The organism is Streptomyces sp. NPDC041200 (genome assembly GCF_055591805.1).
The window spans coordinates 182,334-195,936 of the sequence record NZ_JBVIZF010000002.1 but is presented as its reverse complement, the minus strand read 5'-3'; the positions used below and the strand labels follow the sequence as shown (position 1 = coordinate 195,936).

Annotated in this window: 13 protein-coding genes; 5 read left to right on the top strand and 8 right to left on the bottom strand. The window is 69.0% G+C overall.

Translation table 11 applies throughout. The features are described from left to right. Window positions 1–293 precede the first annotated feature (293 nt). The 8 genes from ACZ6CL_RS05955 to rpmH form a co-directional block, all read right to left on the bottom strand. On the bottom strand, window positions 294–1,439 hold the full coding sequence (locus ACZ6CL_RS05955; protein WP_468931683.1) for a ParB/RepB/Spo0J family partition protein: 1,146 nt from the start codon (window positions 1,437–1,439) through the stop codon (window positions 294–296). Then, window positions 1,436–2,530, bottom strand: a complete 1,095-nt coding sequence (locus ACZ6CL_RS05950) for a ParA family protein (protein WP_468933273.1) — start codon at window positions 2,528–2,530, stop codon at window positions 1,436–1,438. Before ACZ6CL_RS05950 ends, ACZ6CL_RS05955 begins: the two co-directional genes overlap by 4 nt. A 248-nt stretch (window positions 2,531–2,778) precedes the next feature. Further along, entirely contained in the window at window positions 2,779–3,492 is a 714-nt protein-coding gene (gene rsmG / locus ACZ6CL_RS05945; RefSeq protein ID WP_468931681.1) for a 16S rRNA (guanine(527)-N(7))-methyltransferase RsmG, read from the bottom strand. 113 nt (window positions 3,493–3,605) lie between these two features. Continuing rightward, on the bottom strand, window positions 3,606–4,115 hold the full coding sequence (locus tag ACZ6CL_RS05940) for a Jag family protein (protein ID WP_468931678.1): 510 nt from the start codon (window positions 4,113–4,115) through the stop codon (window positions 3,606–3,608). 15 nt (window positions 4,116–4,130) lie between these two features. Continuing rightward, entirely contained in the window at window positions 4,131–5,270 is a 1,140-nt protein-coding gene (gene yidC, locus ACZ6CL_RS05935; protein WP_468931675.1) for a membrane protein insertase YidC, read from the bottom strand. A gap of 3 nt (window positions 5,271–5,273) precedes the next feature. Continuing rightward, the gene (yidD, locus tag ACZ6CL_RS05930) at window positions 5,274–5,591 is read right to left on the bottom strand and encodes a membrane protein insertion efficiency factor YidD (protein WP_468931674.1); all 318 of its coding nucleotides are present in this window, start codon (window positions 5,589–5,591) and stop codon (window positions 5,274–5,276) included. Next, the gene (gene rnpA / locus ACZ6CL_RS05925) at window positions 5,588–5,971 is read right to left on the bottom strand and encodes a ribonuclease P protein component (RefSeq protein WP_009716484.1); all 384 of its coding nucleotides are present in this window, start codon (window positions 5,969–5,971) and stop codon (window positions 5,588–5,590) included. The genes yidD and rnpA overlap by 4 nt, the downstream gene beginning before the upstream one ends. 24 nt (window positions 5,972–5,995) lie before the next feature. Beyond that, window positions 5,996–6,133: a 50S ribosomal protein L34 gene (gene rpmH / locus ACZ6CL_RS05920; RefSeq protein WP_006348049.1), complete on the bottom strand. Its 138-nt coding sequence runs from the start codon at window positions 6,131–6,133 to the stop codon at window positions 5,996–5,998. A 433-nt stretch (window positions 6,134–6,566) separates the two neighbouring features. Between rpmH and dnaA the strand changes: the two genes are divergently transcribed. From dnaA to ACZ6CL_RS05895, 5 genes are all read left to right on the top strand, one after another. Next, on the top strand, window positions 6,567–8,519 hold the full coding sequence (gene dnaA, locus ACZ6CL_RS05915; RefSeq protein ID WP_468931670.1) for a chromosomal replication initiator protein DnaA: 1,953 nt from the start codon (window positions 6,567–6,569) through the stop codon (window positions 8,517–8,519). 861 nt (window positions 8,520–9,380) lie between these two features. Next, entirely contained in the window at window positions 9,381–10,511 is a 1,131-nt protein-coding gene (gene dnaN / locus ACZ6CL_RS05910) for a DNA polymerase III subunit beta (RefSeq protein WP_398295763.1), read from the top strand. A 112-nt stretch (window positions 10,512–10,623) separates the two neighbouring features. Beyond that, entirely contained in the window at window positions 10,624–11,502 is an 879-nt protein-coding gene (gene gnd, locus ACZ6CL_RS05905; RefSeq protein WP_468931668.1) for a phosphogluconate dehydrogenase (NAD(+)-dependent, decarboxylating), read from the top strand. 50 nt (window positions 11,503–11,552) lie between these two features. Then, a complete protein-coding gene (gene recF, locus ACZ6CL_RS05900) occupies window positions 11,553–12,716 on the top strand; it encodes a DNA replication/repair protein RecF (RefSeq protein WP_468931666.1) in 1,164 nt (387 codons plus the stop codon). Further along, the gene (locus tag ACZ6CL_RS05895; protein WP_468931664.1) at window positions 12,713–13,237 is read left to right on the top strand and encodes a DciA family protein; all 525 of its coding nucleotides are present in this window, start codon (window positions 12,713–12,715) and stop codon (window positions 13,235–13,237) included. Before recF ends, ACZ6CL_RS05895 begins: the two co-directional genes overlap by 4 nt. The last annotated feature ends 366 nt before the right edge of the window (window positions 13,238–13,603 follow it).

Here is a 13,603-nt window from a genome sequence, read left to right as displayed (position 1 = left end):
CGGCACGGGCGGCTGACAGCGCACTACGCTCCCTGATCAGACTACCGACGAAACCGCCGACAGCGCCCAGGCCCAACCCTGTGGCCACCAGTCCGGTGCGGCTCACCGATCGCATGGCTCTGCCCTCCGCATGAGGTGCCTCCCCATGGATCCGCCCTACCTGATCGCATCGTATCCGTGCGGAGATTGCACCGATACCGCCCTTGGGCAAAGAGCGGGTCGTGTTCCGATGCCTTCGGAACACGACCCGCCCCCTAAGTGCTTTCCCACGGCCGGACCGCAGGATCAGCGCCTCATTCGTCGTCGTCCGCCGCCTCGTCCTCGGCGGACAGCGGCTGCTCCAGCACCGGTCCCTCGCCCGGTGCCAGGGTGCCGAGAATCCGCTCCAGATCGTCTATCGAGGCGAACTCGACGACGATCTTTCCCTTCTTCTGACCGAGATCGACCTTCACCCGCGTCTCGAACCGGTCCGACAGCCGGGACGCCAGATCCGTCAGCGCGGGGGACACCCGGGCCCCGGCCCGCGGTCCCTTCGACTTGGGAGCACCGTCCGACCGCGACCCCATGAGGGTGACGATCTCCTCGACCGCCCGCACCGACAGCCCCTCGGCAACGATGCGATGCGCCAGCCGGTCCTGTTCCTCCGAGTCCTCCACCGAGAGCAGGGCCCGGGCATGGCCCGCGGAGAGCACGCCCGCCGCGACCCTGCGCTGGACGGAGGGAGAGAGCTTCAACAGCCGCAGCGTATTGGAGACCTGCGGACGCGAACGCCCGATCCGGTCCGCCAGCTCGTCATGCGTGCAGTTGAAGTCCTTCAGCAACTGGTCGTACGCCGCCGCCTCTTCGAGCGGATTGAGCTGTGCCCGATGCAGGTTCTCCAGCAGCGCGTCGAGCAGAAGCTTCTCGTCATCGGTGGCCCGGACGATCGCGGGAATCTTCTCCAGCCCCGCCTCACGGCAGGCCCGCCAGCGCCGCTCACCCATGATGAGCTCATAGCGCTCCGGCGCCAGCTGCCGCACCACGACCGGCTGGAGGAGGCCGACCTCCTGGATCGAGGTGACCAGCTCGGCCAGGGCGTCCTCGTCGAAGACCTCGCGCGGCTGGCGGGGGTTCGGCGTGATGAAGTCGAGCGGCAACTCGGCGAAGTGCGCTCCGGCCACCTCGTCCACCGGGGCCGGAGGCGCGGCCTCGGGCTCCTTCTCCGGTGGGGCGGGCGGCTCGGTTTCACGTGGAACGCTCTGGGTGGCCAGACCGGCCACCTTGGCCGCCGCCACCCCGCGCTCCTGGGTGAGCACCGGGACCGCGGTCGGTGAGGTGCTGGCCCCTGAGGTCGTGGCCGTCCCCCCGCCCGTCGCGGGCCCGGCGTTGTCGGCCCCCTTCGGCGCGGGAGGGATCAAAGCACCGAGCCCACGGCCCAGTCCTCTGCGTCGCTCACTCACTGAATCCCCTCCTGCTGCATGCTGTGCTGGTCGTGCTGGCTGATCTCGGGCATGGGCAAGGCATGAGCGTGCTGAGGGTCGTACTGCACGTTCACCCCGCGAAGCGCGATTTCCCGGGCCGCCTCGAGATAGGAGAGCGCACCGCTCGATCCCGGGTCGTAGGTGAGGACCGTCTGCCCATAGCTGGGGGCCTCGGAGATGCGCACCGATCTCGGGATGCTCGTCCGGAGCACCTCGCCGCCGAAGTGGCTGCGGACCTCGTCCGCCACCTGGGAGGCCAGCCGAGTCCGGCCGTCGTACATCGTGAGCAGGATCGTCGAGACATGGAGCTTGGGGTTGAGATGACCCCGCACCAGATCGACGTTCCGCAGGAGCTGCCCGAGCCCCTCCAGAGCGTAGTACTCACACTGGATCGGGATCAGCACTTCCGCCCCGGCGACCAGCGCATTGACCGTCAGCAGCCCGAGGGAGGGCGGACAGTCGATGAGGATGTAGTCCAGTGGCTGTTCGTAGGCCTGGATGGCTCGCTCCAGCCGGCTCTCTCTCGCCACCAGGGAGACCAGCTCGATCTCGGCACCAGCGAGGTCGATCGTGGCCGGGGCGCAGAACAGCCCCTCCACGTCCGGCACCGGCTGCACCACATCGGACAGCGGCTTGCTGTCGACCAGGACGTCGTAGATCGAGGGGACTTCGGCGTGGTGGTCGATCCCCAGCGCCGTCGAGGCATTGCCCTGCGGGTCGAGGTCGATCACAAGGACTCGTCCGCCGTGCAGGGCGAGAGACGCCGCCAGATTGACGGTGGTCGTGGTCTTCCCGACCCCGCCCTTCTGGTTGGCGACCACCATCACCCGGGTCTGCTCCGGCCTGGGCAGTCCCTCACCAGCCCGGCCAAGCGCTTCCACCGCCAGTTGAGCGGCACGGCCAATTGGGGTGTCGTCCATCGGGGGCGGAGTTTCACGTGAAACGTCCTCCCCCGCCGATTCGGTACGGGGGCCGGGGACCGGATCGGTCATCGGCCCCGCGATGTTGGCGTCGGACCGCAAGGATTCACTCTCCTCGACATCAGGCTCGCGATGCACAGAGCCTGCCATGCTTTGGGGGTTGTGAACCAGCGAGGCCCGTTCTCCTGTGGATGAATCCACGTCTTTACGGGGGCGGCGGTCGCGGGGCAGAGCCGCCGCACGACCGCGACTGATGATTCCATGCAGCAGGGAGCGACGTTTCACGTGAAACACGATGCACGGGCAGGCCCGTTGTTCCGTCGCGACACTCCGGTATGCGTAGTTTAGGCAGCTTGTATGGAGCACCCCGCCGCGCCGGTCGGCCTACGTCAGAGGACTCAGGGGCGGCGGCGCGGCGCCTTCCGTGCCGCCTTGGCACGCTTCGCGGCGAACCTCACACCTCCGGGGCTCTCCCCGACCTCGACCCGCACCACGGTGGACAGCGGATCCACAACGCCCTCGCCGACATGCAGCACCGAGGTATCCACCACACCGAGCTTGCTCAGCGCCGCGCGGGCATGCTTCAGCTCCTCCTCGGCCGTGTCACCCTTCAGCAGCAGCATCTCCCCGTACGGCCGCAGCAGCGGAACCCCCCAGCCGGCCAGCCGGTCCAGCGGGGCCACCGCCCGGGCCGTGACCACATGCACCGGAGGAAGCTTCCCCAGGACCTCCTCGGCGCGGCCCCGCACGACCGTGACATGCTCCAGGCCCAGCAGCTCCACCACTTCCCGAAGGAAGTTCGTACGGCGCAGCAGCGGCTCCAGCAGAGTGATCCGCAGATCCGGGCGGGTCAGGGCGAGCGGAATGCCGGGGAGGCCGGCGCCCGAGCCCACATCACACACGGTGACGCCCTCGGGCACCACCTCGGAGAGCACGGCGCAGTTCAGCAGATGCCGCTCCCACAGCCGCGGCACCTCGCGCGGGCCGATCAGCCCGCGGGTCACGCCCACATCGGCCAGCAGCTCGCCATACCGAACAGCCTCTGGGAAGCACTCACCGAATACATCCCGAGCCTCCTCGGGCGCCGGGGGGAACTCCGCTGCTTCCGTCACGGGGACCGTCCTTCCGTACCGAGCACTGTCTGAACGATGCTGATGTAAGGCTGACAAGATTCGGCCCCGTCTGCGCGCAGACGGGGCCGGGGAGACCATGAGGCCGGGCCTGGTCAGGCCGGGAGTACGACCACACAGCGCTGGGGCTCCTCGCCCTCGGACTCGCTGTGCAGTCCGGCGGCGGCCACCGCGTCATGCACCACCTTGCGCTCGAACGGCGTCATCGCCTTGAGCTTCACCGGCTCGCCGGAACCCTTCGCGTCCTCCGCGGCCTTGGTGCCCAGCTCGGTCAGCTCGGCGCGCTTCCGGGCCCGGTATCCGGCGATGTCGAGCATCAGCCGGCTGCGGTCACCGGTCTCCCGGTGCACCGCGAGCCGGGTCAGCTCCTGAAGGGCCTCCAGCACCTCGCCGTCACGGCCGACCAGCTTCTGCAGGTCACGGCTGGTCGATTCGCTGATGATCGACACCGCTGCGCGGTCGGCCTCGACGTCCATGTCGATGTCACCGTCGAGGTCCGCGATGTCCAGCAGACCTTCGAGGTAGTCGGCCGCGATCTCCCCTTCCTGTTCGAGGCGGGACAGGGTGTCGACACCCTCGGCGGCGGGGGTGGTGCCTTCCGTCACGGATGGACTCCTTCGTTACTTCTTGGACGGGTGCTTGGGACGCTGCTGGCCCTTGCGCTGCCCGGACTTCGTGTTCCGGGAGCCGGAGGCCGAGCCGCCGGCCGGCTTGCCGCCCTGCGAGCCCTTCTTCTCCGCCGCGCTCTGCTGCGTCTGCTCCTGGTCGGACTTGGACACCTTCGCCGTGGAACCCGACTGCGCCGTCGCCTTGCTGTGGCCGTGGCCGGCCGCGGTGGTGCGCTGCGACTTGGTCTGCCGCTTGGGCTGCTGGCGGTTGGCACGGGCCGTCTCGGCGGCCTCCTTGGCGGCGACGTCGGCCGGCTCCTCCTTCAGCTTGCCCTTGGCCCGCAGCCGCTCCTGGCGCGCCTCGAAAGCGACGCTGCCCGGGGTCGGGTTACGGCGGATGACGAACATCTGCTGGCCGAGGGTCCAGACGTTGGTGGTCAGCCAGTAGACGAGGACACCGACGGGGAAGTTGATGCCGAAGACGGCGAACATGATCGGGAAGACGTACATCAGCATCTTCTGCTGCTGCATGAACGGCGTCTTCACCGTCAGGTCGACGTTCTTGGTCATCAGCTGGCGCTGGGTGAAGAACTGCGACGCCGACATCAGCACGATCATGGTGATCGTCACGATGCGGACGTCCGTCAGCGACGCTCCGAGGGACTCGACCTTCGAGGCGGAGTCCATGAACTTCACGGACAGGGGAGCGCCGAAGATGTGCGCGTTACGGGCGCTGTCCAGCAGCGACTGGTCGATGACGCCGACCGTCTTGTTGTTCGCGATGTGGTTGAGGACCTGGTAGAGCGCGATGAAGAACGGCGACTGCGCCAGAATCGGGAGACAGCTCGAGAGCGGGTTGGTGCCCGTCTCCTTGTAGAGCTTCATCATCTCTTCGGACTGGCGCTGCTTGTCGCTCTTGTAGCGCTCCTGGATCGCCTTCATCTTCGGCTGGAGCGCCTGCATGTTCCGCGTCGCCTTGATCTGCTTCACGAAGAGCGGGATCAGGCAGATACGGATCAGTACCACCAGCGAAACGATGGACAGACCCCACGCCCAGCCACTGTTCCGGTCAAAAATGAGGCTGTAGAACGAGTGGAACTGGACGATGATCCAGGAAACTACGTCATAAAGAGGACCGAGGATCGTGTCCACGAATCAGGCTCCTTGGGCGTTGGGCTGGGTCTCGGGCTGTGCGGCAGGCTCCACAGCGGAGTGCCCGCCGAAGCGGTTCCGCAGCCGCTGGTGCCACACCGGATGCTTCCGGGGCGGCACATGGTCGACGCCACCGGGCGACCACGGGTTGCAGCGCAGGATGCGCCACGCCGTCAGCGCCGTTCCTTTCACCGCGCCGTGCCGGTCAATGGCCGTGTAGCCATAGTGTGAGCACGACGGGTAGTACCTGCAGACCGGCCCCAGCATGGGGCTGATGGTCCACTGGTACAGCTTGATCAACCACAGCAGCGGGTACTTCATCGCGGCACCCCTCCCAGTAGCCGCTGCACTGCGGTGTCGAGGTCGCGGGCCAGCTGGTCGTGACCCGCCTCACCCGCACCGGGCAGCGCCCGTACGACCACAAGGCTACCTGCGGGAAAATGATCGAGACGGTCCCGCATGAGATGGCGCAGTCTGCGCTTCACCAGGTTGCGGACGACGGCACCGCCGACCGCCTTGCTGACGACGAAACCCGCACGCGCCGGGGGAGCACTCTCCCCAGGTGCGTGCGGGTCCGTGTTTTTGCTGGTGAGGCCGCTGCGAAAGTGCACGACGAGAAGCGGGCGACCAGCCCTGCGTCCGCGTCGTACCGCGGCAGCGAAGTCCTGGCGCCGCCTCAGCCGATGCTCGGTAGGCAGCACGTCATGGACCTTGGGTCAGGCTGCTCAGGCCGACAGGCTGGCGCGACCCTTGCTACGGCGGGACGCGAGGATCGCGCGGCCGGCACGGGTACGCATACGCAGCCGGAACCCGTGGGTCTTCGCGCGGCGACGGTTGTTCGGCTGGAAGGTGCGCTTGCTCACTCGGGGGCTCCAGAAATGAATCGGGTAGTGGCGGTACATCGCCTGGCTGTCACCGTGCGCCCACGAGTAGCTCGCAATACGCCCGAGTGCACCGCTTCACGATCACGGATCATGAAGTCCGTGACCCTTGCCCATCGGAGGCAGGCGGCAGCAGCCATCGACAACTCGACCTGGTTACGGTACGCGCGGTTACGCCATCCGGTCAAACCGACAGACGGCCCGGACCGCGCACCGCCCCGTCCGCCCGTGGGGCAGGGGAACGACCGGCGACATCACATGGCACATTTGTACACACCCTGTGGACAACGACTTGAACCCGGAACCCCGGCCTGACTACCGTGGCCGGGCTCCGATTCCTTCCCACCCGTCCCGAGAACCACCTTTCGTGGGACATGTCGGCGTCCCCCACCCAGCGAGTGAGAGAGCGTGCCCTGTGGCTGACGTACCTGCCGATCTTGCCGCAGTGTGGCCACGCGTGCTGGAACGGCTTCTGGGAGAAGGCACGGGTCAGGGAGGGCAGGGCGTCGAGGCCAAGGACGAGCACTGGATCAAACGGTGTCAGCCCCTCGCCCTCGTCGCCGACACCGCCCTGCTCGCCGTCCCCAATGAATTCGCCAAGGGCGTGCTGGAGGGCAGGCTGGCCCCGATCGTCAGCGAAACGCTGAGCCGGGAGTGCGGCCGCCCGATCCGCATCGCGATCACCGTCGACGAGTCGGCCGGCGAGCCGATCGTCCCGCAGCAGCCGCAGCGCGACAGCCGGGACAGCCGGGAGAGCCGCGACGGCCGGGACGGATACGAGAGCCGCCGGGAGGGATACGAGAACCGCGACGGTCGCGACGGGTACGAGAGTTACGAGAACCGCGACGGCTACGGCCGCCAGGCGCCCGACGAGCTGCCGACCGCCCGCCCCGCGTACCCCGGCTATCAGCAGCAGCGCCCCGAGCCCGCCGCCTGGCAGCGGCCTCATGACGACTACGGCTGGCAGCAGCCCCGGCTCGGCGGTTTCCCCGAGGCCGATCCGTACGCGTCACAGCACTCCTCGTCCGGCTACGACCAGCAGCCGTACGACCAGCAGCCGCGCGGCGACTACCGGGGGCCCGGCCCGGGCGGTCCGGGCGCTGGCCCGGGCGGCCCCGGCTCCGGTGGCCACAGCGGTCACAGCGGTCACAGCGGTCATGGGGGCCACGGCGGCCCGGGCGGCCTGCCCGAGCGTCCGCCGTACGAGCAGCAGCGCCACGATCTCCCCGACCCGCTGGAGCGCGCCCGCGGCGGACCGCCCGTCCTGCCCTCGCAGACCGGCGCCCCCGGCCCGCTCGCCGCACAGCCCGCGCCCGCGTCCGGCCCCGGTGAGCCGACCGCCCGGCTGAATCCCAAGTACCTCTTCGACACCTTCGTCATCGGTGCCTCCAACCGCTTCGCGCACGCCGCGGCGGTCGCGGTCGCCGAGGCTCCGGCCAAGGCGTACAACCCGCTCTTCATCTACGGGGAGTCGGGGCTCGGCAAGACCCATCTGCTGCACGCCATCGGGCACTACGCCCGCAGCCTCTACCCCGGCACCCGGGTGCGCTATGTGAGCTCCGAGGAGTTCACCAACGAGTTCATCAACTCCATCCGCGACGGCAAGGCGGACGCGTTCCGCAAGCGCTACCGCGACATGGACATCCTGCTGGTCGACGACATCCAGTTCCTGGCGAGCAAGGAGTCGACGCAGGAGGAGTTCTTCCACACCTTCAATACGCTCCACAACGCCAACAAGCAGATCGTGCTCTCCTCCGACCGGCCGCCCAAGCAGCTGGTCACCCTGGAGGACCGGCTCCGCAACCGCTTCGAGTGGGGCCTGATCACCGATGTGCAGCCGCCGGAGCTGGAGACGCGGATCGCGATCCTCCGTAAGAAGGCGGTGCAGGAGCAGCTGAACGCGCCGCCGGAGGTACTGGAGTTCATCGCCTCCCGGATCTCCCGCAACATCCGGGAGCTGGAGGGCGCGCTGATCCGGGTCACGGCTTTCGCGAGCCTGAACCGGCAGCCGGTGGACCTCGGCCTCACCGAGATCGTCCTCAAGGATCTGATCCCCGGCGGCGAGGACGCGGCCCCGGAGATCACCGCCACCGCGATCATGGCCGCGACCGCCGACTACTTCGGGCACACGGTGGACGACCTGTGCGGCGCCTCCCGCAGCCGGGTGCTGGTCACCGCGCGGCAGATCGCGATGTATCTGTGCCGTGAGCTGACCGATCTCTCCCTGCCCAAGATCGGCGCGCAGTTCGGCGGCCGGGACCACACGACCGTGATGCACGCGGACCGCAAGATCCGGGCGCTGATGGCCGAGCGGCGCTCCATCTACAACCAGGTCACCGAGCTGACCAACCGCATCAAGAACGGCTGAACGGGCCGCAAAGCCGGTCGGCGACGGGCACCACGCGGCCCCGTGACACACCGCAGAGACGCACAAGGGCGCTCCGGGACGGACAACTCCCGGGGCGCCCTTCGTCGTTCGCTCTCCCCGACTGTTCGATTCCATGCCCTGACAGGCGAGTTCTCCACAGATCCACGGCGAATGCGCCGTCCACACCTTGGGGACTGCTCGGTTGTCCCGAAACCGTCCACAGGCTTGGGGTGCAGGATGGGATCAGTCGAGGTCAGGCGGGTGTGGAATTGTGGCAAACCTCAGTCCACAGTCTGTGGACGAAGGGATTGCCCACAGACCGCGCTTCGAGTTGTCCACCGGCCGCCCACAGGGACAGGGGGGTTACCCACAGCTCCTCCACACGCCTGTCCACTGTTCGGCAACGAAATGGTCACCCTCACCGGACCGAGTGAAAGGCGTCACACCAAGAAGCCGGGTTGGGCTGTGGGGAAGGTGGGTAAAACTGGGGACGCCGCTGGGGAGAACCGGGCAGCGCCTGTGTATCGCGTGTGCAGAACTTTCCGGCGTCCACAGAGCGCTCGAGTTGTCCACGGGTGCCACCCACAGGGTCGGTGGACAAAAAAACGGTGCTGACCTGCGCAAAAGCAGTTTTCCACCGTTTCCACAGGCCCTACTACTACGACCACACAGTTAGAGCGAGGAAAACGCTTCGAAGTGGGGCCTGTGCACAACTTCGGGCCGGGCCGCCCGACACGTCTCGCACCGACTTGACCCCGAGCCGCGCCGACTGTCAGCGGCGTGCGTCAGACTGGTCTCCGGCACAACAGCCGACGACGAAGGCCAGCAGGGCGAGCCAGCAACAGCAGGAGGCGGTTTCCGGTGAAGATCCGGGTGGAGCGCGATGTACTCGCGGAGGCAGTGGCCTGGACAGCCCGCAGCCTCCCGGCCCGTCCGCCGGTGCCCGTCCTCGCGGGCATCCTGCTGAAGGCGGAGGAAGGCGCTCTGAGCCTCTCCGGCTTCGACTACGAGGTCTCGGCCCGCGTCTCCGTCGAAGCCGACGTGGAGGACGACGGCACGGTCCTGGTCTCCGGCCGCCTCCTCGCCGACATCTGCCGCGCTCTCCCCAATCGCCCTGTGGAGATCTCCAGCGACGGCGTGCGCGTGACCGTCGTCTGCGGCTCGTCGCGCTTCACCCTCCACACACTGCCTGTGGAGGAGTACCCGGCGCTGCCGCAGATGCCGACCGCGACCGGCACCGTCCCCGGTGAGGTCTTCGCCGCCGCCGCCGCCCAGGTCGCCATCGCGGCCGGCCGGGACGACACCCTGCCGGTGCTCACCGGTGTGCGGATCGAGATCGAGGGCGACACCGTCACGCTGGCCTCCACCGACCGCTACCGGTTCGCGGTCCGCGAGTTCCTGTGGAAGCCGGAGACGCCGGACATCTCGGCCGTCGCACTGGTCCCCGCCAAGACGCTGCTCGACACCGCCAAGTCGCTGACCAGCGGCGACACGGTCGCCCTGGCGCTGTCCGGCTCGGGCGCGGGCGAGGGGCTGATCGGCTTCGAGGGCGCCGGGCGCCGTACGACCACCCGGCTGCTCGAAGGTGACCTGCCGAAGTACCGCACGCTCTTCCCGACCGAGTTCAACTCCGTCGCGGTGATCGAGACCGCCCCCTTCGTGGAGGCCGTCAAGCGTGTGGCCCTGGTCGCCGAGCGGAACACGCCGGTGCGGCTCAGCTTCGAGCAGGGCGTGCTGATCCTGGAGGCCGGTTCCAGCGACGACGCACAGGCTGTGGAGCGCGTCGACGCCCAGCTCGACGGCGACGACATCTCCATCGCCTTCAACCCGACGTTCCTGCTCGACGGGCTCAGCGCGATCGACTCGCCGGTCGCCCAGCTGTCCTTCACCACGTCGACGAAGCCCGCCCTGCTCAGTGGCAAGCCCGCCATGGACGCCGAGGCGGACGAGGCGTACAAGTACCTGATCATGCCGGTCCGGCTGAGCGGCTGAGTGGCCGAAGACCGAGCGGATGAGCGGGTGTAGCCAACATCTGTGCGGACACTCGCGGGCGTAGGCTCGGTCCCAGGTACGAACCGCACTGACTACGGCATAAGGATCACTGATGGAGCTCGGTCTCGTCGGCCTCGGCAAGATGGGCGGCAACATGCGCGAGCGCATTCGCCGCGCAGGCCACACCGTCATCGGATACGACCGCAACCCGGACGTCGCCGATGTACACAGCCTCGGCGAGCTGGTGAGCAAGCTCAAGGGCCCGCGAGTGGTGTGGATCATGGTTCCGGCCGGTTCCGCGACCCAGACCACCATCGACGAGCTGGCGGAACTCCTGTCGCCCGGCGACATCGTCGTGGACGGCGGCAACTCCCGCTGGACGGACGACGAGAAGCACGCCGAGGAGCTGAAGGCCAAGGGCATCGGCTTTGTCGACTGCGGTGTCTCCGGCGGAGTCTGGGGCCTGGAGAACGGCTATGCGCTGATGTACGGCGGTGCGGCCGAGCACGTCGCCAAGGTCCAGCCGGTCTTCGACGCGCTCAAGCCCGAGGGCAGCGCCGGGTCCGTCCACGCGGGCAAGGTCGGCGCGGGCCACTTCGCCAAGATGGTCCACAACGGCATCGAGTACGCGATGATGCAGGCCTACGCGGAGGGCTGGGAGCTGCTGGAAGCCGTGGACTCGGTCACCGACGTCCGCGAGGTGTTCCGTTCCTGGCAGGAGGGCACCGTCATCCGCTCCTGGCTGCTGGACCTGGCCGTCCGCGCCCTGGACGACGACGAGCACCTGACCAGGCTGCGCGGATACGCCGAGGACTCGGGCGAGGGCCGCTGGACCGTGGAAGCCGCGATCGACAACGCGGTGCCGCTGCCCGCGATCACGGCGTCCCTGTTCGCCCGCTTCGCCTCGCGTCAGGACGACTCCCCGCAGATGAAGATGGTCGCCGCGCTGCGCAATCAGTTCGGCGGTCACGCGGTGGAGAACACCAAGTAAGCAGCACCTCAAGGGTGTAGTACTGCCGGGGGAGGTCGGCGCAGCCCATCATGCACGTCACGCATCTGTCGCTCGCCGACTTCCGCTCGTACGCCCGGGCCGAGGTCGCCCTGGGCCCGGGCGTCACCGCCTTCGTCGGGCCCAACGGCCAGGGCAAGACCAACCTGGTCGAGGCCGTCGGCTATCTCGCCACGCTCGGCAGCCACCGCGTCTCCTCGGACGCCCCGATGGTGCGCATGGGGGCCGAGCGGGCGGTCGTCCGGGCCGCGGTGGTCCAGGGGGACCGGCAGCAGCTGGTCGAGCTGGAGCTGAACCCCGGCAGGGCCAACCGCGCCCGCATCAACCGGTCCTCGCAGGTCAGACCGCGTGATGTGCTCGGCATCCTGCGTACGGTGCTGTTCGCGCCCGAGGACCTGGCCCTGATCAAGGGCGACCCCGGTGAGCGCCGCCGCTTCCTCGACGAGCTGATCACCGCCCGTGCGCCGCGCATGGCCGGGGTCCGCTCGGACTACGACCGGGTGCTCAAACAGCGCAACAGCCTGCTGAAGACCGCCGCGTTGGCCCGGCGGCACGGTTCGCGCGGTGGAAGCGGCGGAAGCGGCGGAAGCGGTGGTGACGCGGCGCTGTCCACCCTCGACGTCTGGGACCAGCACCTGGCCCGTACCGGCGCCGAGTTGCTCGCCCAGCGCTTCGATCTGATCAGCGTGCTGCAGCCGCTCGCCGACAAGGCGTACGAGCAACTGGCCCCGGGCGGCGGCCCGGTCCTGCTGGAGTACCGAGGCTCGGCCGGTGAGGACCTGACCGCGGCCGGCAGCCGTGAGGAGCTGTACGAGCGGCTGATGGCAGCCCTGGCCGACGCGCGCAAACAGGAGATCGAGCGCGGCGTCACGCTGGTGGGACCGCACCGGGACGACCTCGTCCTCAAGCTCGGGCGGCTCCCGGCCAAGGGGTACGCGAGCCATGGCGAGTCCTGGTCGTACGCCCTCGCGCTGCGGCTGGCCTCGTACGACCTGCTGCGCGCGGAGGGCGCCGAACCGGTGCTGGTGCTCGACGACGTCTTCGCCGAGCTGGACACCCGGCGCCGGGAGCGGCTGGCCGAGCTGGTCGCCCCCGGGGAGCAGGTGCTGGTCACGGCGGCCGTGGAGGAGGACGTCCCGGAGGTGCTGGCGGGCGTGCGCTACGCGGTGGCCGAGGGGGAGGTGCGGCGGGTATGACGGACCAGCCCCCGAAGACCCCCGAGCCCTCGGGCGTCGATCTGGCGCGGGTCGCGCTGCGCGCCGCCAAGGAGCAGGCGCGGGCCCGTGGCGCGGCCGCCCAGCAGAAGAAGCAGGCGCGTCGCGGGGGCTTGCGCTCCGGCGCGCGCGCCGATGGGCGCGATCCGCTCCCGCTGGGTGCGGCGATCAACCGGCTGATCACCGAGCGGGGCTGGGAGGCCCCGGCGGCGGTCGGCGGGGTGATGGGCCGCTGGCCCCAGATGGTCGGCCCGGAGGTCGCCCAGCACTGTGAGCCGCAGCGGTACGACGAGGACGCCCGGGTGCTGACCGTGCGCTGCGACTCCACGGCGTGGGCGACCCAGCTGCGGCTGCTCGCACCGCAGCTGGTGGCCCGGCTCAACGCCGATCTCGGGCAGGGCACGGTGCGGTTGATCAAGGTGCTGGGCCCGGGCGGACCGCCCCGGCGCTACGGTCCGCTGCGCTCCCCCGGCAGTACCGGCCCGGGTGACACCTACGGCTGACGGGCGCCCGGGGTCCCGTACGGCTCCGCCTCTGGAGCCCGTACGGAACCGCCCCCGGACCCCGTCCGGACCCGCTCTCAGAGCCTGTATGGACGCCTGAGCACAGGGTGACGGCTGAGACCCCGGTCACGGTAGCCGGTGGTTGACAGCTCGAAGCGCTGAGTGGCGGTGTGAGCCTCTTGGAGCCCGTCCCCGCATATGGGGAGTCGCCGCCGACCGGTTCAGGGCGGCACATGCGGACTCAGGCACCAGCAAGCCCCCATTCTTGTCGGCGCTACCGGTAGACTGGGCGAGTACACCGTCGCCGCTGGCGCACCGAGCGCTTGCGGACACATGTTGAACGACGCAGCCGCTCCTGCCTGCCCG